The 24,605-nt window shown below is 59.9% G+C and carries 25 protein-coding genes; 8 read left to right on the forward strand and 17 right to left on the reverse strand.

Annotated elements, in window-relative coordinates:
• Positions 1–11 precede the first annotated feature (11 nt).
• From sctI to BMY45_RS05145, 5 genes are all read right to left on the reverse strand, one after another.
• Entirely contained in the window at positions 12–386 is a 375-nt protein-coding gene (sctI, locus tag BMY45_RS05125) for a type III secretion system inner rod subunit SctI (protein ID WP_092395383.1), read from the reverse strand.
• 30 nt (positions 387–416) lie between these two features.
• On the reverse strand, positions 417–1,361 hold the full coding sequence (locus BMY45_RS05130; protein ID WP_256573623.1) for a harpin HrpZ family protein: 945 nt from the start codon (positions 1,359–1,361) through the stop codon (positions 417–419).
• Positions 1,362–1,403: 42 nt separating this feature from the next.
• Positions 1,404–1,613 carry a type III secretion system major pilin HrpA gene (locus BMY45_RS05135; protein ID WP_092395386.1) on the reverse strand — a complete coding sequence of 70 codons (210 nt, stop codon included), beginning with the start codon at positions 1,611–1,613 and terminating at the stop codon, positions 1,404–1,406.
• A gap of 92 nt (positions 1,614–1,705) precedes the next feature.
• Positions 1,706–2,629 carry a sigma 54-interacting transcriptional regulator gene (locus tag BMY45_RS05140; protein ID WP_092395389.1) on the reverse strand — a complete coding sequence of 308 codons (924 nt, stop codon included), beginning with the start codon at positions 2,627–2,629 and terminating at the stop codon, positions 1,706–1,708.
• A gap of 406 nt (positions 2,630–3,035) precedes the next feature.
• Positions 3,036–3,611, reverse strand: coding sequence for a DUF6436 domain-containing protein (locus BMY45_RS05145; RefSeq protein ID WP_092395392.1), 576 nt, complete (start codon positions 3,609–3,611; stop codon positions 3,036–3,038).
• A 107-nt stretch (positions 3,612–3,718) separates the two neighbouring features.
• Between BMY45_RS05145 and BMY45_RS05150 the strand changes: the two genes are divergently transcribed.
• Positions 3,719–4,666 (forward strand): phospholipase BipL, encoded by a 948-nt coding sequence (locus tag BMY45_RS05150; protein WP_092395394.1) that lies wholly within the window; start codon positions 3,719–3,721, stop codon positions 4,664–4,666.
• A gap of 133 nt (positions 4,667–4,799) precedes the next feature.
• Here the strand turns inward: BMY45_RS05150 and BMY45_RS05155 are convergent, their stop codons facing one another.
• Positions 4,800–5,543: a DUF2059 domain-containing protein gene (locus BMY45_RS05155; protein ID WP_047226045.1), complete on the reverse strand. Its 744-nt coding sequence runs from the start codon at positions 5,541–5,543 to the stop codon at positions 4,800–4,802.
• A gap of 140 nt (positions 5,544–5,683) precedes the next feature.
• Between BMY45_RS05155 and BMY45_RS05160 the strand changes: the two genes are divergently transcribed.
• Together BMY45_RS05160 and BMY45_RS05165 are read left to right on the forward strand one after the other, a co-directional pair.
• Complete coding sequence (locus tag BMY45_RS05160; protein ID WP_092395396.1) at positions 5,684–6,316, forward strand: 2OG-Fe(II) oxygenase; 633 nt, start codon at positions 5,684–5,686, stop codon at positions 6,314–6,316.
• Positions 6,317–6,318: 2 nt separating this feature from the next.
• Positions 6,319–6,810 carry a 2-thiouracil desulfurase family protein gene (locus tag BMY45_RS05165; RefSeq protein ID WP_092395398.1) on the forward strand — a complete coding sequence of 164 codons (492 nt, stop codon included), beginning with the start codon at positions 6,319–6,321 and terminating at the stop codon, positions 6,808–6,810.
• Between the two features lie 193 nt (positions 6,811–7,003).
• Here the strand turns inward: BMY45_RS05165 and BMY45_RS05170 are convergent, their stop codons facing one another.
• Both BMY45_RS05170 and BMY45_RS05175 read right to left on the reverse strand, forming a co-directional pair.
• Positions 7,004–8,377 (reverse strand): GTPase/DUF3482 domain-containing protein, encoded by a 1,374-nt coding sequence (locus BMY45_RS05170; RefSeq protein ID WP_092395400.1) that lies wholly within the window; start codon positions 8,375–8,377, stop codon positions 7,004–7,006.
• The gene (locus BMY45_RS05175; protein WP_092395998.1) at positions 8,370–9,737 is read right to left on the reverse strand and encodes a DUF2868 domain-containing protein; all 1,368 of its coding nucleotides are present in this window, start codon (positions 9,735–9,737) and stop codon (positions 8,370–8,372) included. The genes BMY45_RS05170 and BMY45_RS05175 overlap by 8 nt, the downstream gene beginning before the upstream one ends.
• 75 nt (positions 9,738–9,812) lie before the next feature.
• On the opposite strand from BMY45_RS05175, the gene BMY45_RS05180 reads away from it, so the two are divergent.
• Entirely contained in the window at positions 9,813–10,325 is a 513-nt protein-coding gene (locus tag BMY45_RS05180; protein WP_092395402.1) for a dihydrofolate reductase, read from the forward strand.
• 107 nt (positions 10,326–10,432) lie between these two features.
• On the opposite strand, the gene BMY45_RS05185 is transcribed toward BMY45_RS05180, so the two are convergent.
• Positions 10,433–11,824 (reverse strand): L-cystine transporter, encoded by a 1,392-nt coding sequence (locus tag BMY45_RS05185; protein ID WP_092395404.1) that lies wholly within the window; start codon positions 11,822–11,824, stop codon positions 10,433–10,435.
• A gap of 242 nt (positions 11,825–12,066) precedes the next feature.
• On the opposite strand from BMY45_RS05185, the gene BMY45_RS05190 reads away from it, so the two are divergent.
• The gene (locus tag BMY45_RS05190; protein ID WP_092395406.1) at positions 12,067–13,122 is read left to right on the forward strand and encodes an HAD family hydrolase; all 1,056 of its coding nucleotides are present in this window, start codon (positions 12,067–12,069) and stop codon (positions 13,120–13,122) included.
• Positions 13,123–13,320: 198 nt separating this feature from the next.
• Here the strand turns inward: BMY45_RS05190 and BMY45_RS05195 are convergent, their stop codons facing one another.
• From BMY45_RS05195 to BMY45_RS05220, 6 genes are all read right to left on the reverse strand, one after another.
• Positions 13,321–14,061: a carbonic anhydrase gene (locus BMY45_RS05195; protein ID WP_092395408.1), complete on the reverse strand. Its 741-nt coding sequence runs from the start codon at positions 14,059–14,061 to the stop codon at positions 13,321–13,323.
• Between the two features lie 230 nt (positions 14,062–14,291).
• Positions 14,292–16,133, reverse strand: coding sequence for a dihydroxy-acid dehydratase (gene ilvD, locus BMY45_RS05200; RefSeq protein WP_092395410.1), 1,842 nt, complete (start codon positions 16,131–16,133; stop codon positions 14,292–14,294).
• A gap of 267 nt (positions 16,134–16,400) precedes the next feature.
• Positions 16,401–17,603, reverse strand: coding sequence for an MFS transporter (locus BMY45_RS05205; protein WP_092395412.1), 1,203 nt, complete (start codon positions 17,601–17,603; stop codon positions 16,401–16,403).
• Positions 17,596–18,549 (reverse strand): diiron oxygenase, encoded by a 954-nt coding sequence (locus tag BMY45_RS05210; RefSeq protein WP_092395414.1) that lies wholly within the window; start codon positions 18,547–18,549, stop codon positions 17,596–17,598. The genes BMY45_RS05205 and BMY45_RS05210 overlap by 8 nt, the downstream gene beginning before the upstream one ends.
• Positions 18,546–19,628, reverse strand: a complete 1,083-nt coding sequence (locus tag BMY45_RS05215) for a SagB family peptide dehydrogenase (protein ID WP_092395416.1) — start codon at positions 19,626–19,628, stop codon at positions 18,546–18,548. The genes BMY45_RS05210 and BMY45_RS05215 overlap by 4 nt, the downstream gene beginning before the upstream one ends.
• Before the next feature lie 440 nt (positions 19,629–20,068).
• On the reverse strand, positions 20,069–21,265 hold the full coding sequence (locus BMY45_RS05220) for a class I SAM-dependent rRNA methyltransferase (protein ID WP_092395418.1): 1,197 nt from the start codon (positions 21,263–21,265) through the stop codon (positions 20,069–20,071).
• A 199-nt stretch (positions 21,266–21,464) separates the two neighbouring features.
• On the opposite strand from BMY45_RS05220, the gene BMY45_RS05225 reads away from it, so the two are divergent.
• Genes BMY45_RS05225 through BMY45_RS05235 form a run of 3 tightly spaced genes read left to right on the forward strand, consistent with a single transcriptional unit; the run spans position 21,465 to position 23,512 of the window.
• A complete protein-coding gene (locus BMY45_RS05225; RefSeq protein WP_177193308.1) occupies positions 21,465–22,280 on the forward strand; it encodes an HDOD domain-containing protein in 816 nt (271 codons plus the stop codon).
• A 44-nt stretch (positions 22,281–22,324) separates the two neighbouring features.
• Positions 22,325–23,137: a bifunctional DNA-formamidopyrimidine glycosylase/DNA-(apurinic or apyrimidinic site) lyase gene (gene mutM / locus BMY45_RS05230; protein ID WP_047226033.1), complete on the forward strand. Its 813-nt coding sequence runs from the start codon at positions 22,325–22,327 to the stop codon at positions 23,135–23,137.
• Positions 23,138–23,191: 54 nt separating this feature from the next.
• Complete coding sequence (locus BMY45_RS05235; protein ID WP_092395422.1) at positions 23,192–23,512, forward strand: multidrug transporter; 321 nt, start codon at positions 23,192–23,194, stop codon at positions 23,510–23,512.
• A gap of 162 nt (positions 23,513–23,674) precedes the next feature.
• Here the strand turns inward: BMY45_RS05235 and BMY45_RS05240 are convergent, their stop codons facing one another.
• Complete coding sequence (locus tag BMY45_RS05240) at positions 23,675–23,926, reverse strand: YfhL family 4Fe-4S dicluster ferredoxin (RefSeq protein WP_003206534.1); 252 nt, start codon at positions 23,924–23,926, stop codon at positions 23,675–23,677.
• A gap of 132 nt (positions 23,927–24,058) precedes the next feature.
• Positions 24,059–24,538, reverse strand: coding sequence for a pantetheine-phosphate adenylyltransferase (coaD, locus tag BMY45_RS05245; protein ID WP_007897855.1), 480 nt, complete (start codon positions 24,536–24,538; stop codon positions 24,059–24,061).
• Between the last annotated feature and the right edge of the window lie 67 nt (positions 24,539–24,605).

A 24,605-nucleotide genomic window follows, 5' to 3' on the forward strand; every position in this document is an offset into this window, starting at 1 on the left:
CGGATTTCCCTTTACTGGAGATTGGTGAGCTTCTCGATCGCCTGGGAACCCTTGCTGACGATTTTCGCAGTCATCAGACTTTCCAGGTGGAAGGAAGACAACGATCGGTTCGACTGCAACATGTCCTGCGGGTCGGCGGTTCGGATGGCTTTGAGCATGTCCCGGTTGGCGCGATCATTCAGCCGCTGCAACTCGCCGGAGCGGTTGGATAACGAATCGATGATTTTGGCCGCGACATTGTTTTCGCTGTCCGGAGCGGGGGCTTTTTCACGCATTTGCGCATTGAACCAGCTGACGTCGCTGGTCTCGGCACCCGTGCTTGGCCTGGCGCCGGTTCTAGCAGTGGAGGGGGCTGCACTGGTAGGGTCGATAGCCTGTATGTTCATGGAGTCTCTCCAATTCAGAAAATGGGCTCTTCAGGCGCACATCAGCCTCAAGAAATTGCGAGCGCTACCCGTAACGCTCAGGTGAAACTCGATTTCCTCCCGGCTACGCCTGCCGCGCCGCGGCGTCGGGAGGTGCTGGCCGGCCAAGCGAGCCAGGGCGAAGTCCAGGTCTTCAAGGGCGAGTTGGAACAGCCGCGTTTCGCGAGCGTCCAGCCATGTGCCGCAGGCAATACGTTCGGTCCAGGTCCACGTTGTTGCCTCCGGGCTCGCCGGAGGGGGATATCGCGCCGGGTGTTGGTCCATGAAACCCGCAACCTCGAACAGCAGGTCCAGGTCTTCCTGCTCATAACGCGCCTCGCCCTCGTCTTCGTCGATGTCCAGCAACGTCAACAGCTTCCTTCGGCCCAGGACCGCGATGATCTTGAGGAGCAACAACAGGCTCGTGTCATGACGACCACGCCGCCTGGCACGGTCGCCTTCCATCTCCCAGGCGCCGAACAGTGCGCCGCAGAATGGGTTGTTGGCGTTGCCGAAGTCGCTCTGGTTGCCGACATCGTTGTCGCCGATGGGCTGCCGACGGTGGGCGATCATCTGCGCCAGATCGTTGAACAGGTCTTCATTGGAATACGCATCGTCGCTATCGGCGTCGAGCGTGGAGCCGGTACCGCCATTGATCTCTTCGATAATGTCTTCGAGGACCAGGTGCAAGGGGGCTTCGGTCTGCGCGGCCTGCCTGTCTTGTGGGCTCGGCAAACCAGGTCGCGAATGCCCGTCGACCGACCCATGTTCACTGCCCCATTGGATGAGCGACTCGCGTAGCCGGCTACCCGCGCCATGCAGCGTCAGGTGCTCGGCGACCCGATTCGCCAGGCCGACCGGGGTCGAGGGCTGGCGCTGCGTCGAATCCTCGCTGGGCCGTTCCCTGGGAATATAAAGGCTGTCTGGCGCATGAATCTGCATAGGGCTCGCTCTCATGACGCTTGAGGTTCCCCGCCGGAGCGGGGCTGAAGCGAGAGGTCAGAATCGTATGCCTTTCGACGCCTCCCCCATGGCGGTGATGGCCTTGGTTGCAGAGTCCATCGAGCCCGCCGCAATCGCGTTCATGGTATCGGCGACCAGTTTTTTCTGGTCGAATTGGGATTTCATGGTTGTCATCGCAGCTGAGGTCGCGTCCATCTGCTGCATGGCAGCCATGGAAGCGGCGAGAGAAGCTCCACCAAAACTCATAGTCGTATCTCCGGATTGTGGAAGGGCGAGACGATCGCGAGCGTCTCGACCCATAAGTGGTGACCGTTGCGAAAACGGTTCCACCGATCCACTCAACTCGTCGATATTTGCAGGCATTTCATCCGGTAATACAGCGTCCGTCGGGCGATGCCCAGCTCGGCGATGACTTTGTCGATGCAGTGGTGGTGACGGCGCATGCAGTCTTCGATCAGGATCTTTTCGAACTGTTGCAGATGCTCTTTCAACTTGAGTGTCGAGCTGTTCTGCTCCAACTGCTCGGCGCGGGGCAATGGCGGCAGGCCCAGCACGTAGCGCTTGGCGGCGGATTGCAGCTCGCGGATGTTTCCAGGCCAGGCGTAGCCGAGCAGCTGGCGCAACAGCGCTGGCGACGGAGCGATATAGGGCCGATCGAGCGCCAGGGCTTCCCGGTGCACGAGGGACTGGAACAGCGGCACGATGCGTTCCTTGCGGCTGCGCAATGGCGGCAATTTGAGGCTGATGATGTTCAGCCGAAAATAAAGGTCCCGGCGAAACTCGCCGCGTTCGACCATTTCCGCCAACGGGCTTTGAGCCGAGGCAATGACCCGCATGTCCACCGGGATATTCTGGGTCGAGCCCAGCCGCTGCACGGTCCGGGACTCCAAGACACGCAGCAGCTTGGCCTGCAGCCCCAACGGCATGCTGTCGATTTCATCCAGGTACAGCGTGCCGTTGTGTGCTGCTTCGACGAATCCTGCGCGATTCTGGCTGGCTCCGGTAAACGCGCCGGTGTTGGCTCCGAAAAGCTGACTCTCCGCCAGGGATTCGGGAATGGCGGCGCAGTTGATGGCCACGAACTTGCCGGCGCGACCGGACATACGATGGATCTTCTCCGCCAAGGTATCCTTGCCGGTGCCGGTTTCGCCGCGCAACAGCAAGTCGACCCCAAGTGGGGCCACGCACTGGGCAAACGCCTCAAGGTTGAGAACATCCTCTTTGTTGGAAGCGGAAAGTGCAGCGCATAGCAACTTTTGCATCACTGACGATTCCATTTTTTGTTTGGTTTAGGAGGGTCGACAAGTAGAACGATGAAAAGGCGTGTACAACTTCCTCGCTATATAGGGCCGCCATGCAACGTAGGAGAAACCACCAATTGCTGTACGAGGTTTAGAGAACCGATTAAAGAAAAGTTCACGTTACGCGGGCGGATATTAAACGATTCAGCTTGCCGGTCAGGACGCCCCGAAAACCCCTCTGATACCCGTCTGGCACGGGGTACAGGGAAAAAAAACGGGCGCATCGAGCGCCTCTGGAAAAATTGGATCCGACAAACGGTTCAGCAAATGAGGCCGCTTCGAGCAATGACTCTAGAAAGCAAGCAAGCGCTCCAACTTGCAGGGCCCAGGACGGTAAGTTGAAAATACGTATCGTAGTTTGACTGGATCAGTTCGAAGTCGACCAGGGACAATAACAACCCACTGCCAGTGTATGCGTGGCATTAACTTCCCGGTTAACACTTAGTGCCTCGAGAATCGGCTCGATAAAGCTGTTGCTCGAATTGCAGGTCAAGCCTTCGCTGTAGGGACCGAAATACGCCAGCTTGCCGCTACGGTCCCAGATCGCCACGGCGGGGCTGGCGGGAATCTGCCCGGAGCCTGGCAACGCCGCGAGGGGTTTGAGTCGGTTGAGGGTGGCAGGCAGATGACCTTGGCTGCCGGTCTTTTGCACTGCGTAGAACTCGACGCCTTGCGATGCATATTTATCGACCAGTTCGGCCAGGTGCTGCTGGTTGCCGACATTGCAAGGGCAGGCGGGATCCCAGAAATGCACCAGGCGGATCGGGCCGGGGCCGGCCAGGTCGGGGGGCAGGCCCAAAGGGTCGCCGGAAAATACCGCCGTGTGTTCGCTGAACGCTCGCAGAAAACGTCCCTGGAACCAGTCGTAGGCGATCCACAACACGACGGCGCATCCGAGGGCAAGCAGGCTGGCAAGCAAGGTCGTGCGGTGGGACGGGCGCATGGAGTCGATCCTCTGAGGCCGCGTAGCTTGCCATGCCTGGCGCGACAGATGAATATCGCAGGCCTACAAAGTCTGTTTCGCGCGTTGCGCTTTTGCCTGGAAATCCTATGCCCGTCAGTTTCGACCCCGATCACCTGCGTGCCAGCCTGCAACCTCTGGCTCAGTGGCAGCCGTTGTCTGCGCAGGCGCTGGCTTATCAGCGGTTCTACGGCCTGGATTTTCCCCACCGCACAATGCGCAAGGGCCTGGGGCGTTTCGAGATAGACGGATATGAGCTGGTCGGTCAGGTCTGGTTGCCGGAAAAAGCTGTAGCGACGCTGTTTCTGTTCCACGGCTATTACGACCATATGGGGTTGTACCGGCACTTGATCGAGTGGGCGCTGGAGCAGAAATTCGCCGTGATCGCCTGCGACTTGCCGGGTCACGGCCTGTCCAGTGGCGAACGCGCCAGCATCGGTGATTTCGCCGAGTACCAGGCCACGTTGCAAGGGCTGCTGACCGAGGCCGGGACGCTGGAGCTGCCGCAACCCTGGCATCTGTGCGGACAAAGCACCGGAGGGGCCATCGTGGTTGATCACGTGCTCAATCAGGGCCAGCACAGCCCTGCCCAAGGTCAGGTCATACTGCTGTCGCCCTTGGTGCGGCCGCGGGCCTGGGGCTGGTCGCGCTTGAGTTACTACTTGCTCAAACCCTTTGTAACCGGCATCGCCCGGCGTTTCAGCGAGAACTCCACCGACCCGGACTTCCTGCCATTCCTGCAAGCCGACCCGTTGCAACCGTTGCGCCTGCCTACCGCGTGGGTCGGAGCGTTGGGGCAATGGATCAAGCGAATCGAAGCTGCCCCGAGCAGCCCGCGCCAGCCCTTGATCGTGCAGGGCCAGGCGGACATGACGGTGGATTGGGCGCATAACCTGCAGGTGTTGCGCAGCAAGTTCGATCGGCCCCAGGTGCTGATGTTGCCCGAAGGCCGGCATCACTTGGCGAATGAATCGCTGGCGATGCGTCAGGAGATGTTTGGGTTTCTGACGAAGCGGATGAGCCGGGTTCGGCGGTGACCGTGCTATTGCTATCGCGAGCAGGCTCGCTCCCACACTGGTTTTTCGACGATCACAAAATCCGAGTTCACTCAAACACCCTGTGGGAGCGAGCCTGCTCGCGATAGCGGTGTCAGGGGCGCTGAAGATCTATCTATTGCCCCAGAGTCTGCCCCACCGCCAACCCCGCCCGAATCGCTGCCAAGGCCGCTTGATAATAGGCCTGGCCCTCCGCCGACTCGGCGAAGGTGGCGAACTCTTCCAGCTCGGTGTCCGTGAGGTCGCGGTAGACATACAGCAGCGTGTTGTTCAGGTCTGCGCCGATCTGCTCCATCAGACGCTGGCGCTGACCGTTCAGCATGCCCTGGGCCTGGCCGGCACCCAGCAGGCCGGGGATCATCGAGCTCAGGCTGTCCGCCGCCACGCCGGCGATCGCCAGGCTGACTTCGGCGCCGGCCTCGCGGGCGGGCAGGGACTGGGCCAGATGGCCGATGATCAACAGGCGGTTGTCGCTGACTTGCATCTTCGGCAGGCCCTTGGCGTTCTTCGCCAATTGATCGCGACGGGTCGCCAGCAGCTCGGCTGCCACGACTTTGCGGCCCAGGGGCGACTGAAAAAAACTCAGGGCCGGGGCTGGGTCGGTGAGGTTCTTGCGCAATTGCGCCTCGGCCCGCTGGTCCATGGCCTGGGGGGCAAAGCGTTGATTGCTGTTGTTCACCAGTGCCTGGAACACTGCCGGTGGCAGGCTGCTCTGGTAACGCTGCTGCGCGGCGCTCAAGGCGTCATTGAAATGCGCCCGTTGTTCCGGCCAGCCGGCGACCTTGTACAACTGGTCGTAGCTGTCTGCCCAGGCGGGCAACGCACAGAACATCAACAATGAGAAAAGCAAACGGCGCATAGGGACTCCTGTCAGCAGCCGACTATTCTCCGTGGGGTGTGGGGACTTGTCGAGAATTCGTATCAAGTTCCTGCGCCTGCGCCATGAAGCGTGACAAACCCGCTGCGCGGCGCTGTCGGTTTTGCAGGCACAGGAATACTATGCGCGCCATGCAAATACCTTCTGATCACCCGCTGCTGTTACGTATCGTCGACGACCTGGCCGAGCGCGGCTGGTCGCAGCAGAATATCTTCCTGCCGGATGCGCTGACCCGCGCGTTGGCAGCCGAATGTCGCCAGCGCGCCGCCGAAGGCGAACTGGCCCCGGCCGCGGTCGGGCGCGGGCCGTTTTCGGAGATTCGTGAAGGGATTCGGGGTGATCATATCCAATGGATCGAGCCCGGCCAGGCGCAAGCGTGTGACCGTTACCTGGGCTTGATGGACAGCCTGCGGGAGGCGATCAATCGCGGATTGTTCCTGGGGCTGGAGGATTTTGAAAGTCACTTCGCGCTGTACCCTCCCGGCGCCTTCTACCTCAAACACGTCGACCGCTTTCGCGATGACGATCGACGCATGGTGTCGGCGGTGCTTTACCTCAACGACGCCTGGTTGCCGGAGCATGGCGGCCAGTTACGCATGTACCTGGACGATGGCGTGGAGCACGATGTGGTGCCTACCGGCGGTTGTCTGGTGGTGTTCCTGTCGGGGGACATCCCCCATGAAGTCCTGCCGGCTACGCGCGATCGCCTGTCCTTGACCGGCTGGTTCCGGCGCCGCGGCACTGAGTTGTTCTGATCATGGAAAAGATTCTGGTCAGTCGTTGCCTGCTTGGGCACCGCGTGCGCTACGACGGCGGTGCCAGCGGCCCGTTCGATCAGCTTCAACGCTGGCTCGATGAAGGTCGGGTCGTGCCGCTGTGCCCGGAAGTGGCCGGCGGCTTGCCCACGCCTCGGGCGGCGGCGGAGATTCCCGGCGGGCAGGGTGGGCAAGTGCTCGATGGCCTCGCATCAGTAATCACTGCCGACGGCGAAGAGGTCAGTGCGCAGTTTTTGTCAGGTGCGCATCAGGCGCTGGCGTTGGTGCGTGAGCACGGCATCCGGGTCGCCGTGCTCAAGGCCAACAGCCCATCGTGCGGCAATCTGTTGACCTATGACGGGACGTTCAGTGGCGTGAAAGTCAGTGGCGAAGGCGTGACGGCGGCCTTGCTCAAGCGCCATGGTGTGAGGGTGTTCAGTGAGTTGGAGTTGCCTGAAGCGGCTTTGGCGCTCAAGGGATTGATCAACGACTGACGATTGGCGGCGCTGCCTTTTGTGGCGAGGGGATTTATCCCCGCTGGGCTGCGTAGCCGCCCCAAAACCTGACACCCCGGTTCCTCAGATTAATAGCGTTCAACCATTTTGGGGGCGCTTCGCACCCCCAACGGGGATAAATCCCCTCACCACAAACTGTGTCCACCCTATCCTCGGTTCAGGTAGGGGGTGTCTAGAACTCCTCGGCCAACCGCTCAATCTGCTCCTGCCGCTCCGCCTGGCTCAATCGTGACTTGGGATTAAGCGACGACCACTGCGGATACGCCCTAGCCCTGTTCAAGGCTTCGGGCAGCTTACCCTCGCGCCAGGCCTTGTCCTGGGACGGGGCGATGTGGATGCTGTCCATTGCCGCATGGCCGCGCTGGTTGAGGGCTTGCAGCAGTTGCCGTTGGCGCAGGGCCAACAGGCGCAGCACGCTGTCGTCCACGGTCAGCTCCCGTTGACCCTTGAGCTTGCCCATCAACCGATTGCCATAGCTGCGGGCGGTTTGCAGGGCGCCACCGGCAATGGCGCCGGCCAGGGCGGCGGCGCCGAGGGTCAGACCGCCCACCAGCAAATCTACGCCGGCACCGGCCGCTGCGCCCGCCGCGATCCCGCCACCCACACGCACGCCCAGCTGTTTGAGGGTGTCGGGATTGAACAGGTCGTCGCCCCAGCGGCCGTCGAGTAGAGGTAAATCGCTGGCCGCGGCATCCTGGGGGCGGAAGGCGTAGAGCTTGAGCAAGGCTTCGACGCAGCGCTGCTCCCGCTGACGCACTGCGTTGCGCAGCTCGCTGATGGCCTGTCGTTCCAGCTCGGCATCGCTGGCTACGCTGCGTCGGCAAGCGGCACAATCGATCAGCAGTTCGGCGATCAAGCGCTTCGCGCTCTGCTGACGGGCCAGGCGTTGGGCCTGTTGATCGGCGACCAGTCGTTCCAATTGCCCACGGGCGCTTTCCAATAACAGCGCGAGGCTTTCATACAGGCGTCGCTCGCCATCCTCGGGCGGGGCGACGCTGTCGAAACGCACCAGAGCGTGCAGCCCCAACCGTGCCAGGGCTTCTCGCCAGTCGGGCTCGCGGTGGCTGGCGCTGCTGACGAAATTCAACACCGGCAGCAGCGGTTTGCCGCAGCTGGCGAGCACTTGAAGCTCATCCCGGTACTTGGCCAGCACCGGCTCTCGCGCATCGATCACATAGAGTCCGGCATCGCTGGCGAGTAATTGCCGCAGCACTTTGGCTTCCTGTTCGAAGCGTTGTCGTGCTTCGCTGCCGTCCAGGAATCGCGCCAGGCGTGCCGGCCCGTCCAGGCGTTCACCAGGACGCTCCAGGCGCTCGAGATAATCGAGCAGGGCGATGGCGTCTTCCAGGCCAGGCGTGTCGTACAGTTCCAGCAGGGCTTCGCCGTCCACCGACAGCCGCGCGCCCTCGACGTGTCGGGTCGTACTGGGGCGGTGGGAAACTTCGCCAAAGCCGACATCCCGGGTCAGGGTGCGCAGCAAAGAGGTTTTGCCCACATTGGTGTGGCCAACCACGGCCAGTTTCAGCGGCTTGCTGGGTTCAGTCATGGCCGGTCTCCAGCCAGTTTAAAGGCGCGCAGTCCGCGAAGGGTAATTGCAACTGTTGCAGCGCGTTGTGCCAATCGCCCAGGCGTTCAGCGTCCAGCGCTTGCCCAGGCGGTGCCTGCAACAGCCAGATACGGGTGGCACTGGCGCTGCGGGCCAGCTCGGCAATCAGCGCCAGGCTGCCACGATCCGGTGAACGTCGTGGGTCGCAGGCAATCGCCAGGCGTGCGGGAGGAAAGCGTGACAGTTGCTCAAGAAGTTTGTGGCGGGATTCGCGGCTGTCGAGCACCCCGGCATTTTTCACCGTGCCTGGCAATTTCGGTGGCCAAGGCCGGTCGTCCAGTTCGATCGCCACCAGCAGCGCACCGTCGCTTTGCAGCGCGCCGACGTTACTTTCAATTTGATGCAATTGCGCGGGCGCGGCATCGCTGATGCCCAGGCGCTCGCTACTGGGCATCAGCCGCTCCCGCAGTTGGGCATAACCTGGCAGATTCAAGTCCAGGCGCAGCGTGGCGCGGCCGCGACGCCAGCGCCACAGGCACAACAGCGCCAGACACAGGCGCGGCAACACGCCGTAGACCAGCGTCACGCCCACCAGCCAGGCGGCCCAGGCCTGGCGGGCGCTTTCGATATTCAGCGCAGCGTCGCCACTGGCGCGAATCATCTCTTCGGTTGGCCCGCTCAAGCCCAGCAGGGCGGGCAGGGCGCCGAGGGCCTGGGTCATGACGACGAAGGTCTCACCGCCGAGAATGGTGGTTTCCCATACAAAACCGTAGCGCCGGGTGGCCATCAGCATCAGTACGATGACCAGCGCGCTGAGCATCGCCAGCAGCCACAAACCATTGACCAGCGCACCGAGGGCCCAGCGATTGAGCTTGTGCCGTTGCAATAACAGCAGCAGGGCTGGCGCCAGTTGCGCAGCCTTGGCATCGCGGGCGAGTTTTTCGCTGAGCCACAACCACAGGCGCCCCAGCGCTGCTCCTTGCTCACCCGCAAAGAACAGGCCCAGGACCCAGCCGATAAGCAAGATCAGGTTCAATGCCAACAGGCTGCCCAGGGCCCAGAACACATTGACCGGCGTTTGTCCGTCGCCGAGTGCGGCAAACCCTAGGCCAGCGCCACTGATGATGGCGAGTACAGCCATTATGATCAGCGCCAGGCGCGCCCCTTGCAGCCAGTGATGCAAGGCCTGGCTGAGGCCGTCGCGCTCGGCCAGCCAGCGGGCGCGGTGGCGGATACGGCTGGATAAATCGCCGCCCGCCGCGCGGGCCAGGCGATTGGCTTCCTGATCTTCGAGCGGGCCGGCGTGTTCTTCACGCAGGCGTACCGTCTCGGTCAACCAGAGGTCGTGCAGCTTTGTCAGGGGTTCAGACACGGGCGTTTCCGTTGCAAATGAGGGTTGAGCATAACCGCTGTGGCCTCTGGTATCCTCGCTGTCATGAAAAAAACACTTCCCTTAAGCCTGATCGCAGCCCTCGGTGAAAACCGTGTGATCGGCGTCGACAACAGCATGCCCTGGCACTTGCCAGGGGACTTTAAATACTTCAAGGCCACCACCTTGGGCAAGCCGATCATCATGGGCCGCAAGACCTGGGATTCCCTGGGGCGGCCGCTGCCGGGGCGCTTGAACATCGTGGTCAGTCGTCAGTCTGGCCTCGTGCTGGAGGGCGCGGAAGTCTTTTCCACGCTGGAGGCCGCGGTGGAGCGGGCCGAGGCGTGGGCGCTGGAACAGGGCGTCGATGAGTTGATGTTGATTGGCGGCGCCCAACTGTACGCCCAGGCCCTGGAACAGGCGGATCGGCTGTACCTGACCCGTGTGGCGTTGAGCCCGGATGGCGATGCCTGGTTTCCGGCGTTCGATTCGAGCCAGTGGAAATTGGTGTCGACCCAGCCGAATCCGGCAGAAGGAGACAAGCCGGCCTACAGCTTTGAGGTGTGGGAAAAGCTGTAAGTCATGTGGGAGCAAAGCTTGCTCGCGATTCAGACGACGCGGCGCTTCAGTCGAACCGCATCACCGTTCTTCGCGAGCAAGCTTTGCTCCCACAAGTTATCGAGCAATCAAGCCTGCACCAACTCCCCATGCTCCTCGGCATCCAGCAAAGCCTTGTCGGTCTGCTGCATCACCTGGCTGGTGATGGCCCCGGCGGTGATCGAGCCGCTGACGTTCAACGCCGTGCGGCCCATGTCGATCAGCGGCTCGACGGAAATCAGCAGCGCCACCAGGGAAACCGGCAAGCCCATGGCCGGTAGCACGATCAACGCGGCAAACGTTGCGCCGCCACCGACGCCGGCCACCCCGGCCGAGCTCAAGGTCACAATCGCTACCAGCGTTGCGAGCCACACCGGATCCAGCGGGTTGATGCCCACGGTCGGCGCGACCATCACCGCCAGCATGGCCGGGTAGAGCCCGGCGCAGCCGTTCTGGCCGATGGTGGCGCCGAACGACGCGCTGAAGCTGGCAATGGCCCGTGGAATGCCGAGGCGGCTGGTCTGGGCTTCGATACTCAGCGGGATGGTCGCGGCGCTGGAGCGGCTGGTGAAGGCGAAGGTCAGGACCGGCCATATCTTGCGGAAGAAGCGCAACGGATTGATTCCGGCGGCGGACACCAGCAGACCGTGGACCACGAACATCAGGCCCAGCCCCAGGTACGACACCACCACGAAACTGCCAAGCTTTATGATGTCCTGCACGTTGGAGCCGGCCACCACTTTGGTCATCAGCGCCAGCACGCCGTACGGGGTCAGCTTCATCACCAGCCGCACCAGACGTGTCACCCAGCTTTGCAGGGTGTCGATGGCGTTGACCACTTTCTGACCTTTTTCCACGTCATCCTTGAGCAATTGCAGCGCCGCGACACCCAGGAAGGCCGCGAATATCACCACGCTGATGATGGAGGTCGGCTTGGCCCGGGCCAGGTCGGCAAAGGGGTTTTGCGGAACGAATGAGAGCAGCAGTTGCGGGATATTCAGGTCAGCGACCTTGCCGGCATAGTCGCTCTGGATCACCTGCAGGCGCGCGATTTCCTGAGTGCCGGCCACCAGGCCTTCGGCGGTGAGACCGAACAGGTTGGTCAGGCCGATACCAATAAGCGCGGCGATGGCGGTGGTGAACAGCAGCGTGCCGATGGTCAGGAAGCTGATCTTGCCCAGGGAGGAGGCGTTATGCAGGCGCGCTACCGCGCTGAGAATTGAAGCGAAGACCAGCGGAATCACGATCATCTGCAGCAACTGCACGTAGCCGTTGCCCACCAGGTCAAACCAGTTGATCGAGGCTTTCAACACCGGGTTGTCGGCGCCGTAAATCGTGTGCAGGACGGTGCCGAACAGCACGCCCAGCACCAGTGCCAGCAGCACTTTTTTGGCCAGGCTCCAGGTGCTGTGACGGGTTTGCGCCAGACCGAACAGCAAGGCGAGGAACACCAGCAGATTGAGGATCAGCGGCAGATTCATCAAAAAACTCCGATAGAACGTGTGCCAGTCGCCTGAAGCCGCGACTGCGAGGCGGGAAGCCTAACAGCCTGATATCTAATGAATTAATAATAAAAAGGTATGTAGATTGTCGTTTATGGAATAAGGCAATGACGTTTATGGGCATGCCGCTGGCGGTATCAAGACGCAAGCGGTCGCGGGCAGGAGAGAAACGTCACAAGCATTTGTTAGCGTCGAGTTCTTTGAACCTTGGAGAAACGCCGATGAAGCTTGCACCTCACCTTCTCGTTGTCGCCTTGGGCCTGGGTCTCGTTGGCCAGGCGCTCGCTACTGAGCTCAAGCACTGGCCAGCGGAACAGGCCAAGGCGCTGGATGCGATGATTGCGGCCAACGCCAACAAAGGTAACTACGCGGTGTTCGACATGGACAACACCAGTTACCGCTACGACCTGGAAGAGTCGTTGCTGCCGTTCATGGAGAACAAGGGCCTCATCACCCGCGAAACCCTCGACCCATCTCTGAAGCTGATGCCGTTCAAAGACACGGCCGAACACAAGGAAAGCCTGTTCAGCTACTACTACCGTTTGTGCGAAGTGGACGACATGGTTTGCTACCCCTGGGTCGCCCAGGTGTTTTCCGGCTTTACCCTCAAAGAACTCAAAGGCTACGTCGACGAACTGATGGCTTCTGGCAAGCCGGTCCCGACCACGTATTACGACGGCGACAAGGTGGTCAACTACAACGTCAACCCGCCGAAGATTTTCACCGGTCAGGTCGAGCTGTACAACAAACTGGTGGAAAACGGCATCGAGGTCTATGTCATGACCGCGGCTTCGGAAGAGTTGGTGCGCATGGTCGCCGCGGATCCGAAGTACGGCTACAACCTCAAGCCGCAGAACATCATCGGTGTGACCACGCTGCTCAAGGACCGCAAGACGGGCGAACTGACCACGGCCCGCAAGCAGATCATCAATGGCAAATATGACGAGAAGGCCAACCTGAGTCTTGAGTACACACCGTATCTGTGGACCCCGGCGACCTGGATGGCCGGCAAGCATGCGGCAATCCTGACGTACATCGACGAATGGAAAAAACCGGTGCTAGTGGCTGGCGACACGCCCAGCAGCGACGGCTACATGTTGTTCCACGATGTGAACGTGGCCAAAGGCGGCATTCACTTGTGGGTCAATCGCAAAGATAAGTACATGGACCAGATCAACGGCATGATGGCCAAGCACGCAGCGGCCCAGGCCAAGGAAGGACTGCCGGTGACGGCGGACAAGAACTGGGTAATCGTCAAGCCGGAAGATATCCAGTAGGCGCTGGCGAAGCCTGCGATCTTTTCATCTATCGCTTGAAATTCGAGCGGTAGGGAAAAGATCGCCTTGCCTGATCGCGGCTCGGCGACTTTTCGTATAAGCCTGGAAATGGGTTATCAAAATCAAAAATGCAGGGCAAAGCAAAATCATGAATTCTTTGTTTTGATTACGGGGAGAAATGACAATCGGTTCGCCCGACTATCCCCCACCTACCTCCACTATCCGATTGTTCAATGGCTGAAGCGGCCGAGCATTCATTTTGTAATGCGTTTTAAAAGCTTGTATCTGCTCTTTGGAAATCTCAACAGGCTCCGTCATAATCCGCCAAGTAACACCATCGCTACACGGAGGTGTTGTGAGTGAGCCCGTGTATTTATAGTATTCCCTGCCCTGGGGAAATAGGCTGTGCAGATTGTAATAGGCGACTTTGTTGACTTGGCCGGCTGTTGGGAATGCATTAAAAATTTGCGTAACTCCAAAATTTTCATGCCCTTCTTTAAATAGAACAGCCGTCACCGAAATCCTGCCATCACGAGTCACGTGAACAAAGTGGGCATCTAACGGGTAGGCCACTCCATCAATCTGTTCTTCACTGGGAGAATGGAAATGAAACTGTTTAAGATCCGCTTCTTCCCCGCCCACGTATAGTTTGCTGCCTGGTGCGACGTTTACTTGTATCGTATGTTCATTGTTTATGATCTCAACATGGTCTGCGATGTAGTACATATCTAGCTTTGGTAGAGCGACCCTCTGAGCAAGACCTGACTCAATGTTAATAGGGGATTGTTGATAGCTTGTCATGCAGGTCGCATACTCTGGAGTTAAATTTCCCCAGTGCTCTGGTCCGTGACTGCCGTCATAAGTCCATGAGGCGCTGAAACAACTTTCATATGCACCCAAAGCTGCCAAAAAGATGAAGGTATCAATTTTTCTGTTCATCACCGTTTCTCCTTGTGAGTGAGGAAAAATATCAATCTCCGGGTACTTTCAGACACTGTTATAACTGACAGTTTTTTATGCTTGTTAGAGATAGGTCTTGCTACTTATTGAAATAAGTAATCAGGCATAAAAAATCCGATGCCAGGGCCTGGCATCGGATCTCGGTAAGCCCGCCGATGACGTCAATGCTTACGTAACAGTAGGCGGGCATTGTGATTGAGATGTTTGACTTACAGCCCGTCCAACATCGCCTTGTTCCGCACTGCGCCCTTGTCGGCGCTGGTGGCGAGCAGGGCGTAGGCCTTGAGGGCGGTGGTGACTTTACGCGGACGCACTTCTACCGGCTTCCAGCCTTTGTTGTTCTGTTCAACACGGCGCCCGGCCAGTTCTTCATCGCTGATCAGCAGGTTGATCGAGCGGTTCGGAATGTCGATCAGGACTTTGTCACCGTCGCGCACCAGACCGATGGCCCCGCCAGCAGCGGCTTCCGGTGAAGCATGGCCGATGGACAAGCCTGAGGTGCCGCCGGAGAAGCGTCCATCGGTCAGCAGGGCGCAGTCTTTGCCCAGGCCTTTGGATTTCAGGTAGGACGTGGGGTAAAGCATTTCCTGCATGCCCGGACCGCCTTTTGGCCCTTCGTAGCGGATGATCACGATATCGCCGGCCTTCACTTCGTCGGCGAGGATCCCGCGCACGGCGCTGTCCTGGCTCTCGAAAATCTTGGCGTTGCCCTCGAACACATGGATCGATTCGTCGACGCCGGCGGTTTTTACTACGCAGCCATCCAGAGCGATGTTGCCGTACAGCACGGCCAGGCCACCTTCTTTGGAGTACGCGTGCTCGACGCTGCGGATGCAGCCGTTTTCACGGTCATCGTCCAGGGTTTCCCAGCGGGTCGATTGGCTGAACGCCGTTTGCGTCGGAATGCCTGCCGGGCCGGCCTTGAAGAAATGATGCACAGCTTCGTCAGTGGTCTGGGTGATGTCCCACTTGGCGATGGCCTCGGCCATGGTTTTGCTGTGTACGGTCGGCAGATCGGTGTGCAACAGACCACCACGGGCCAGGGAGCCGAGGATGCTGAAGATCCCGCCAGCGCGGTGTACGTCTTCCATGTGGTACTTCTGGATGTTCGGCGCGACCTTGCACAACTGCGGCACGTGCCGGGACAAACGGTCGATGTCGCGCAGGTCGAAATCGATCTCGGCTTCCTGGGCGGCGGCCAGCAAATGCAGGATGGTGTTGGTGGAACCGCCCATGGCGATGTCCAGGGTCATGGCGTTTTCGAACGCCTTGAAGTTAGCGATGTTACGCGGCAGCACCGACTCGTCGTTCTCGCCGTAGTAGCGTTTGCAGAGCTCGACGATGGTCCGGCCGGCCTGCAGGAACAGCTGTTCGCGATCGCTGTGGGTGGCGAGGGTCGAACCGTTACCCGGTAGAGCAAGGCCCAAGGCTTCGGTCAGGCAGTTCATCGAGTTGGCGGTGAACATGCCGGAGCACGAACCGCAGGTCGGACAGGCGCTACGCTCGTACTCCGCGACCTTCTCGTCAGAGGCGCTGGAGTCGGCGGCGATCACCATGGCGTCGACCAGGTCAAGGCCATGACTGGCGAGTTTGGTCTTGCCGGCTTCCATCGGGCCGCCGGAAACGAAGATCACCGGGATGTTCAGGCGCAAGGCAGCCATGAGCATGCCAGGGGTGATCTTGTCGCAGTTGGAAATACATACGATGGCATCGGCGCAATGGGCATTGACCATGTATTCGACCGAGTCGGCGATGATCTCGCGACTGGGCAGCGAATAGAGCATGCCGTCGTGGCCCATGGCGATACCGTCATCCACGGCAATGGTGTTGAACTCTTTGGCTACGCCACCTACGCGTTCGATTTCCCGGGCAACCAGTTGGCCCAGGTCCTTGAGATGGACATGGCCTGGCACGAACTGGGTGAAGGAGTTGGCAATGGCGATGATCGGCTTCTTGAAGTCGTCATCCTTCATCCCCGTGGCGCGCCACAATGCACGGGCGCCGGCCATGTTGCGGCCATGGGTGGATGTTTTCGAGCGGTAATCAGGCATGGAGCACTCCGGGCGGCAAATCAGGTACGTATCAGGTATCAATGGGAAGTGAGCTTCTGTCGACGTCTGGAACACTCGGTTTTGGCCGTGTGTCCGGAAGTGGCCGATGACTTTGCAGGATCACTGCGCGCCTGGGCATGAGCTCATAAACCCGCCGGGGATGAATGGCGATGAATCTCGCGATTCTACACCGCTGGCGTCAGGATGAAATGACGCAAAGCGCTGATCGGGCGCCAATGTCGCGCTCGGGATGACGACTGGCAACGTTCAGCCTGCCAACAGCTCCCTGTGACGATGCCGGAGCAGACCATTGAGTGCCAGCCCCAGGAGGCTGAGCAATATCAGGCACAGGGCCAGGGTGGTTTGCAGGTCCAGCGGCGTGAGGCTGAGCGCAGCACTGGTCAAACCGCCAACAATGAAGATCAGCACGCTGCCTGCCGAGGCCGATGTACCGGCTTGCTCGGGGAATATGTTCATCGCCCGGGTGTGGGCAGCCGCACGGGCAATGGTTGTTCCGGCGGTGCATACGATCATGGGCAGCAACAGGGTAGTGATCGACAAACCGCGCTGGCTGGAGAGCCCAAGCATCAATACGCCCGCCGTCAGGATCAGGCACAGCCCCGTGAGGATTTGCGTCTGTGGGTCGATCCTGTTGCTCAGCACGGTCGCGACCGCGCCCCCGCCGATATAGGCCAGCCCGTAACCGAGCATCGACAGCGCAAATGCCTCGGGCGACAGCTGCAACTGATCGATGAGAACCAGCGGCGAGATGACGATGAAAGAAAAATGGCAGGAAAAAGCCAGCGCCGACGTCAGCCAGTACGCCATGAAGTTGAAGTCACTGCATACCTTCCGGTAGGACGCAATGAAGTCCGGGCGCCTGGGTTGGCAATCCGCTGGCAAAGGCTTGAGTAGAAGGCTGGCGCTCAAGAACACACTGACAGCCAGGGCAATGAATACCAGGAAGCTGCCGCGCCAGCCCATCCAGCTTTGCAGGCCGGTGCCGGCCAAGGGCGAAACGGAAATGAAAATGCCGCCGCAGGTGACCAGGAAAATTCGTAATCGCTGCTGCTCCTGGCCTGTAAACAGGTCCTGGATCAGTGCCTGAGAAAGCACGAAACAGCCGCATCCCACGGCTTGGATGACCCGGAAAAGCAAGAAGGACCAGTAATCATTGGCAACGACGCACCCGGTTGCGCCAATGGCCGAGACGATGATTCCGATCAGCAGCAGGTTCTTTCGGCCCATGGCGTCGGAAAGCGGGCCGACCAGCAGTTGGGATACTGCGATCCCCACTGCGAACAGGCTGATGGACAAGGCAATATCGGACGAAGGACGCTCGAAGTGTTCGGACATTGCCGGAAACGAGGGAAGCACCACATCGATGGGAAATACGCCGAGCAAGGTCAGCGTCAACAGTAAACCGACAGTGGCCGCTTTGCGTGTGGCGAGATCGTGAGTGTCAGTCATCGATAAACCCTGCCTGGAAGAACATCTGCCGATTGGCGCCGTCGTCGAAGAAACCTGCCTGTTGCATGGTCGTGAAGGTCGATACTGCCCCCGAGCGAACCCGTCGGGCGTGAGCGTCCGGTTGCAGGAGGTTTGCAACGATCTTCAAAGCGTCCTGTTCGTCGAAGCCGACGCTGGCGAGGCTGCGCATTAACCAGGGGATGTCGGGCTCGAAGTAAAGGCCGATGATGTCCAGCAGCAACCTTGCGGCCAGGGCGCGCTGCTCAGGGGCCAGGGCGGACCATAGATACTGGAACACTTCGCTGAAATAGCGACTATGGCGTGCCTCATCCTCGAGATGATTCCTGAGCATCTGGTAAACCGTAGAAACCAGGGTTTCGCGGGTAATGGACAGCAGCTCCTTGGCGATGATCGTTTCGGAGACGAACCCCAGCAGAAACCAGGCCAGGGGGCGATCCGCAAGGCTTGTGGCGTCGATCACGCCCAGCAGTCGGTCGATGCGCCTGGGCAGCGACCGGTCGCGGATGTCGTACAGGACGACGATCTGTTCGGCCACTTCATTGGAAAACAGCGCGTGATAACCCTCGTCGGTGTAGAGCTGCAGGGCGGCGGTTTTCATCTGGCCGGGGATGGGGGCGACCAATTCGCCATGGACGATGGTTTCCACCGCGCGATTGACCACTCGGTGTTCGAGCAAGGTGGTGTAGTCGAGGAAATACACCAGGTGATTGGCCGCCAGGCGTTGGGCAATGGCGCGCCCCGCCTTATCGATCAGTGGATGTTCGATATAGGGTATGAAGGCTGGCGCAAACCAGTTCCGAGTGGCGAGTTGCTGCTCCAGATCGTCGGGTAGGCGGTAGTCGTTTTTGCGCACGCGCACCGCAGCTTTGTTATCCCAGTCGCCCAAGGTGTAGCGAGGCCTCTGCGTGAAGGTCGGGCCGGTCATGGTGCAGAGTCCTGGCCATTGACCAGCGCCATCAGTTCCTGGCAGTGAACCTGCCCATCGCCATGACCGCAGCCGACAAAAAACAATGGCTGTTCGGGAGTGTCTTCAAGGTCAAGCAGCCGTTCTACCTGGCGGTCGCTCAATGCCCCGGTCAGCCAGGTCTTGAGGCCCAGCGCAGTCGCCACCATTAAAAAGGTCTGGGACACGTGGCCTGTTTCGACAAAAGCCATTCGATAGGCGCGCGAGTGTTCGTACTTCCACCAGAGCTTGTCGAAGCGCGAAGTGATGAATAGCCCGAACGGCAACGGATTGATGAAATGCTGTCCGGCTAGCAATTGGCCCAGGGGTTCATCCGGAAGCGACCGGATCAGGCTCAAGGCATGTTCGGCCGGATGGTAGGCGTAGATTCCCGGTTCCAGCCCGGCAACATGACGCACGTACAGGTAGCCTTCGCAGGCATTCAGGCCGCCGCCCGAGGGGCTGCTGCGTCGCGCGCCCAGCGTTTCGGCATGGCCGGTCTCGTGAGTCAAAGGGCGCTCGTTCAGGTAACCCAGGGTCAGGTAGAGGAGGGTGCTGACCTGCTCGATTGAAATGGCTCGTTCGCTGAATGAGCGAGAGGTGCTTCGACTCACAAGCGCCTGTCCCAGCGAAACATCCTCGATGTCGACCAGGGAGCAGGGCGTCAAGGCAATCCGGTCAACCGGACACGGTTTTATACGGCAGGCCGGCGGCGGTGATGATAGAACCTCTTGGCAATGCTGCAGATACAGGGTTGCCCATTCATCGACATCTTGGGGAACACTTTCGCAAGGAATATTTTTTGTGCCGATGTGAAATATTCTGGATAACTCGTCCCACCGCCATTCGAGGGCTTTTTTGGGTTCTGCAGTCAATATGCCGGCATTCAGGAATTCAATGTCGATGGGGTTGCAAGTGTCGAAGTGTGAAGGGTTGTGAATAAGTTGTGCCAGTCGCGTTGAATAATGTAGGTCGAGCTCGAACTGCGTGTGCTGCTCATAGTTCCATACAATCTGGTGCGGCGGGCGCGCAAGTATGAAAACGCACGGATTTATATGCATTAAGGTTTTTCCGCTGAAGGGGCGAGCATGGATGGGCTGAGGCGCCGGCACTCCTCAGCACCACCCTTTACTGACTTAGCGGCCTGTTGGAACGATCAGACCGGCCAGGTTTGCGATTTTGTTTGCTTCCAGATGGATTGCTTTCATGATGCAGCTCCTTTGCTTGAACAATTGGATTGAGTAAGTGTTGTATTTTTCGATAATCATCACTTGCGAAGTGACAGTTCAATCATAGTTTTTAATGAGTGCTTGGCAAGAGGATATTGAGTAGGAAAGTTCCAGTAATAATGTGGGATGACTCATACAAAAAAGTTGTTTTGTAGGCTTTTGCTTAAGCGCTTGGTAACTTTTCGCACGTGCAAAAAAAAACGCAGCCAGGGCTGCGTTTAATAAAGGTCCGTGTGAAGGGCAGGAGCTTTGGCTCCAGCCCTGCAAATGATTCAGCTGTTGGGCAACAACCGGCAGGTGATGCTCTTGATATAGCGGGTTTCGGCGATGGCAGGGTGTACCGGATGATCCGGTCCCTGGCCCCCGCGTTCGAGCAGCTGGATGTTGCGGTCCAGGTGCCGGGCGCTGGTCAGCAGGATGTTTTGCAGGTCGTCTTCGGGCAGGTGCATCGAGCACGAAGCGCTGACCAGGATGCCATCCTTGCTGAGCAGGCGCATGGCCTGTTCGTTGAGGCGGCGATAGGCGCCTTCACCGTTTTTCAGGTCTTTCTTGCGTTTGATGAACGCTGGCGGGTCGGCAACGATGACATCGAAACGTTCCTCGCTGGCCTTGAGTTCTTTCAGGGCTTCGAACACGTCGCCTTCAATGCAGGTCAGCTTTTCAGCAAAGCCATTCAGCGCCGCGTTGCGCTCTACGCCATCGAGGGCGAAGGCGGAGGCGTCGACGCAGAATACTTCGCTGGCACCGAACGCCGCGGCTTGCACGCCCCAACCGCCGATGTAGCTGAACAGGTCCAGTACGCGCTTGCCCTTGGCATACGGTGCCAGGCGTGCGCGGTTCATGCGGTGGTCGTAGAACCAGCCGGTTTTCTGACCGGCCATGACTGGAGCTTCGAACTTCACACCGTTCTCTTCCAGGGCGACCCACTCCGGTACGAGGCCGAACACCGTCTCGACGTAGCGGTTCAGGCCCTCGGCGTCGCGGGCGGCGGAATCGTTCTTGAACAGAATGCCGCTGGGCTTGAGGACCTGGGTCAGGGCGGCGATCACGTCTTCTTTATGGGCTTCCATGGTGGCGGAGGCGATCTGCACCACCAGAATGTCGCCGAAACGGTCGACCACCAGGCCGGGCAACAGGTCGGAGTCGCCGTAGACCAGGCGATAGAACGGTTTGTCGAACAGGCGTTCACGCAACGACAACGCCACGTTGAGACGATGCACCAGCAGGGATTTGTCCAATGGCAGTTTCACGTCACGGGATAGCAGGCGGGCGCAGATCAGGTTGTTGGGGCTCATCGCGACGATGCCCAACGGCTTGCCGCCAGCGGCTTCGAGGATGGCCTGGTCGCCGGCCTTGAAACCGTGCAGCGGGGTAGCGGCTACATCGATTTCGTTGCTGTAGACCCACAGGTGGCCGGCGCGCAGGCGACGGTCGGCGTTGGCTTTGAGGCGCAGGCTGGGCAGGGACATGACGTCGCTCCGGAAAAAAGAGCGGGAGTATAGCGTGTTGCAGCCCGTGGGGGGCTTGTGATGGACATGTGGCGTGATTTGCCCAACGGTGTATCGGATCCATCTTTAAGGGTTAGAATCGCCGCCTGACCCAGAGTGTATGCCCATGTCCCAAGAGCTTTCCGCCGAACAGATCCAACAGTCCCTGCAAGGCATCAGTGTGCCGCCCCAGCCGCAGATCATGGTGGATCTGCAGATGGAGCAGTACATGCCTGATCCGGACCTGGAGACCATTGCCAAGCTGATCTCCCATGACCCGGGCCTCTCGGGTGCGCTGCTCAAGATCGTCAATTCGCCGTACTACGGCCTGCGCAACAAGATCACTTCGATCCAGCGCGCGGTGAACCTGCTGGGCAGCCGTTCGATCATCAACCTGATCAACGCGCAGTCGATCAAGGGCGAGTTGCACGATGATGCCATCGTCACCCTCAATCGCTTCTGGGATACGGCCCAGGACGTGGCGATGACCTGCCTGACCCTGGCCAAGCGCGTCGGCCTGGAAAACGGTGATGAAGCCTACGCTTTGGGGCTGTTCCACGATTGTGGCGTGCCGTTGATGCTCAAGCAGTTCCCCAACTACATGAGTGTGCTGGAGCAGGCCTACGCCAATGCCAGCGCCGAGTGCCGGGTGGTGGACACCGAGAACCGCGAATTCAACACCAACCATGCGGTGGTCGGGTATTACACTTCCAAATCCTGGCGCCTGCCGGACCATGTCAGCCAGGCCATCGCCAACCACCACAACGCCCTGGCGATTTTCAGCGATGAGACGTCACGCAACAACAGTCAGCTGAAAAACCTGCTGGCGATCCTGAAGATGTCCGAAAACATCTGCGCATCGCACCGGGTCCTGGGCAATCAGCCGATCGATCATGAGTGGGCCTGTGTCGGCGCTCTGGTGCTCGATTACATCGGTTTGTCGGAATACGATTTTCAGACCCAGAAACAGGAAATTCGCGACCTCGCCACGCGCTAAGCATCGAAAACCAGCACCAGGCCTTCACCTTATTCGAGAACCCCATGCCAGAACTGCCGGAAGTCGAAACCACCCGCCGCGGAATTGCGCCCCACTTGGAAGGGCAGCGGGTCAGCCGCGTGGTCGTGCGCGACCGGCGCTTGCGCTGGCCGATTCCCGAAGACCTTGACGTGCGACTGTCGGGGCAGCGGATCGTGTTGGTGGAACGACGGGCCAAGTACCTGCTGATCAACGCCGAAGTCGGCACCTTGATCAGCCACTTGGGCATGTCCGGTAACCTGCGCTTGGTGGAAGTCGGCATGCCCGCCGCCAAGCATGAGCATGTGGACATCGAACTGGAATCCGGCCTGGCCTTGCGCTACACCGACCCGCGCCGCTTCGGGGCGATGCTCTGGAGCCTCGACCCGCTCAACCACGAACTGCTGATTCGCCTCGGGCCGGAACCGTTGACCGATCTCTTCGATGGCGAGCGTCTGTTCCAGCTTTCGCGAGGACGCTCCATGGCGGTCAAGCCGTTCATCATGGATAACGCGGTGGTGGTTGGGGTGGGCAATATTTATGCGACCGAAGCGCTGTTCGCTGCCGGGATCGACCCGCGTCGCGAGGCCGGGGGCATTTCCCGGGCGCGCTACCTGAAACTGGCGATCGAGATCAAACGCATCCTTGCCCATGCCATCGAGCGCGGCGGTACAACCCTGCGTGATTTCATCGGGGGAGACGGCCAGCCGGGTTACTTTCAGCAGGAACTGTTCGTGTATGGCCGGGGCGGTGAGTCCTGTAAGGTCTGCGGCACGGGGCTGCGGGAAATCCGCCTGGGTCAGCGAGCCAGTGTCTGGTGCCCACGCTGCCAGAGCTGATCCGTCCTACGGTCTATAGTCAGTAGTCATACTGCTAGCCCGAAGGATCGCCCCATGAATCTGCTTCGACCTGTCGTCCTCGCGCTGCTGTTGTGTCTCGGTTTGCCTGCCCAGGCAAACAGCGGCAGCGGCGACCCGCGCTACACCATCCAGAATCCACCTGCCTACGCCATGATCGGCGACCTGCTGATCGCCCGCCCATTGCTGCTCGCCGCCACGGTGATCGGTACCGGGGCATTCGTGCTGTCGTTACCCTTCACTGCGTTGGGCGGTGGCGTCGGTGATGCGGGGAAGGCGTTGGTGGTGGACCCGGCGAAGGCCACGTTTGTGCGGTGCCTGGGATGCGTTGGCGAGGGGTTTGAGCGGCAGGAGTGAGGCCGGCAGTTGAATCTCTGGGGTTGCTGATGGCCCCTTCGCGAGCAAGCCCGCTCCCACAAGGGATTTGCTTAAGACACAGATACTGTGGACATAGCCGATCCCTGTGGGAGCGGGCTTGCTCGCGAAGAGGCCCGCACAAGCGCTACAGAGTCTTCTGGCTCAAGCCTTGCCAGTAATCTTGCGATACTTCGCCATCAACTGTTCTTCCGTTTCCGGATGGGCCTCGTCCAGCGGAATGCAATCCACCGGGCAGACCTGCTGGCACTGGGGTTCGTCGTAGTGGCCGACGCACTGGGTGCACAGGTTCGGGTCGATGACGTAGATCTCTTCGCCTTGGGAGATGGCCTCGTTCGGGCACTCAGGTTCGCAGACGTCGCAATTGATGCAGTCGTCGGTGATGATCAGGGACATGCAGGCTCCTGCCGGGGCATTGAGCCCGGGCATCTGAAAACGAATGCGCAATTGTGCCGCATTGGCGAGCGCAGTGCACGCGGGTGCGATGGACTGCGCCTGTGTCAGCTGCGACGGATCGCAGCCGGCGGGTTATTTCTTGAAGCGTAGGGTCAACGCATCGGCCACGGCCGGGTGGACGAACTTGGTGATATCTCCGCCCAGGGCCGCAATCTCCCGCACCAGGGTCGAAGAAATGAAGGAGTAGCGCTCCGACGGCGTCAGGAACAGGCTCTCGACGTCCGGCGCCAACTGGCGGTTCATGTTGGCCAGTTGGAACTCGTATTCGAAGTCCGAGACCGCACGCAGGCCACGCAGGAACACATTGGCGTTCTTTTCCTTGGCAAAGTGCGCCAGCAGCGTCGAAAAGCCGACCACTTCCACGTTGGGCAGATGTTTGGTGACCTCGCGGGCCAGCTCCACACGTTGCTCCAGCGGGAACAGCGGGTTTTTCTTCGGGCTGGCGGCGACGGCGATGATCACATGGTCGAACAGGCGCGAGGCGCGTTCGACCAGATCGCCATGGCCCTTGGTAATAGGGTCGAAGGTACCTGGGTACAACACTCGGTTCATCGCGTCGTCGTCCTGGCGGGTGTCCGTTGGGGAGTCGGATGGTATCGCAGCCTACTCGGTCGGCCAA

This window comes from Pseudomonas sp. NFACC39-1 (assembly GCF_900110355.1).
GTDB lineage: Bacteria > Pseudomonadota > Gammaproteobacteria > Pseudomonadales > Pseudomonadaceae > Aquipseudomonas > Aquipseudomonas tehranensis.

Excerpts from the sequence above, each read along its gene's own strand:
- BMY45_RS05195 (WP_092395408.1), bottom strand. The coding sequence starts at position 14,061 with ATGAACAGAAAAATTGATACCTTCATCTTTTTGGCAGCTTTGGGTGCA.
- BMY45_RS05220 (WP_092395418.1), bottom strand. The coding sequence starts at position 21,265 with ATGTCCCTGCCCAGCCTGCGCCTCAAAGCCAACGCCGACCGTCGCCTG.
- BMY45_RS05210 (WP_092395414.1), bottom strand. The coding sequence starts at position 18,549 with ATGACCGGCCCGACCTTCACGCAGAGGCCTCGCTACACCTTGGGCGAC.
- BMY45_RS05155 (WP_047226045.1), bottom strand. The coding sequence starts at position 5,543 with ATGCGCCGTTTGCTTTTCTCATTGTTGATGTTCTGTGCGTTGCCCGCC.
- BMY45_RS05240 (WP_003206534.1), bottom strand. The coding sequence starts at position 23,926 with ATGTCCCTGATCATCACCGACGACTGCATCAATTGCGACGTCTGCGAA.
- coaD (WP_007897855.1), bottom strand. The coding sequence starts at position 24,538 with ATGAACCGAGTGTTGTACCCAGGTACCTTCGACCCTATTACCAAGGGC.
- BMY45_RS05170 (WP_092395400.1), bottom strand. The coding sequence starts at position 8,377 with ATGACTGAACCCAGCAAGCCGCTGAAACTGGCCGTGGTTGGCCACACC.
- BMY45_RS05160 (WP_092395396.1), top strand. The coding sequence starts at position 5,684 with ATGCGCGCCATGCAAATACCTTCTGATCACCCGCTGCTGTTACGTATC.
- BMY45_RS05140 (WP_092395389.1), bottom strand. The coding sequence starts at position 2,629 with ATGCAAAAGTTGCTATGCGCTGCACTTTCCGCTTCCAACAAAGAGGAT.
- BMY45_RS05180 (WP_092395402.1), top strand. The coding sequence starts at position 9,813 with ATGAAAAAAACACTTCCCTTAAGCCTGATCGCAGCCCTCGGTGAAAAC.
- BMY45_RS05145 (WP_092395392.1), bottom strand. The coding sequence starts at position 3,611 with ATGCGCCCGTCCCACCGCACGACCTTGCTTGCCAGCCTGCTTGCCCTC.
- BMY45_RS05215 (WP_092395416.1), bottom strand. The coding sequence starts at position 19,628 with ATGCATATAAATCCGTGCGTTTTCATACTTGCGCGCCCGCCGCACCAG.
- BMY45_RS05235 (WP_092395422.1), top strand. The coding sequence starts at position 23,192 with ATGAATCTGCTTCGACCTGTCGTCCTCGCGCTGCTGTTGTGTCTCGGT.
- sctI (WP_092395383.1), bottom strand. The coding sequence starts at position 386 with ATGAACATACAGGCTATCGACCCTACCAGTGCAGCCCCCTCCACTGCT.
- mutM (WP_047226033.1), top strand. The coding sequence starts at position 22,325 with ATGCCAGAACTGCCGGAAGTCGAAACCACCCGCCGCGGAATTGCGCCC.
- BMY45_RS05190 (WP_092395406.1), top strand. The coding sequence starts at position 12,067 with ATGAAGCTTGCACCTCACCTTCTCGTTGTCGCCTTGGGCCTGGGTCTC.
- BMY45_RS05185 (WP_092395404.1), bottom strand. The coding sequence starts at position 11,824 with ATGAATCTGCCGCTGATCCTCAATCTGCTGGTGTTCCTCGCCTTGCTG.
- BMY45_RS05135 (WP_092395386.1), bottom strand. The coding sequence starts at position 1,613 with ATGAGTTTTGGTGGAGCTTCTCTCGCCGCTTCCATGGCTGCCATGCAG.
- BMY45_RS05130 (WP_256573623.1), bottom strand. The coding sequence starts at position 1,361 with ATGAGAGCGAGCCCTATGCAGATTCATGCGCCAGACAGCCTTTATATT.
- ilvD (WP_092395410.1), bottom strand. The coding sequence starts at position 16,133 with ATGCCTGATTACCGCTCGAAAACATCCACCCATGGCCGCAACATGGCC.
- BMY45_RS05150 (WP_092395394.1), top strand. The coding sequence starts at position 3,719 with ATGCCCGTCAGTTTCGACCCCGATCACCTGCGTGCCAGCCTGCAACCT.
- BMY45_RS05165 (WP_092395398.1), top strand. The coding sequence starts at position 6,319 with ATGGAAAAGATTCTGGTCAGTCGTTGCCTGCTTGGGCACCGCGTGCGC.
- BMY45_RS05205 (WP_092395412.1), bottom strand. The coding sequence starts at position 17,603 with ATGACTGACACTCACGATCTCGCCACACGCAAAGCGGCCACTGTCGGT.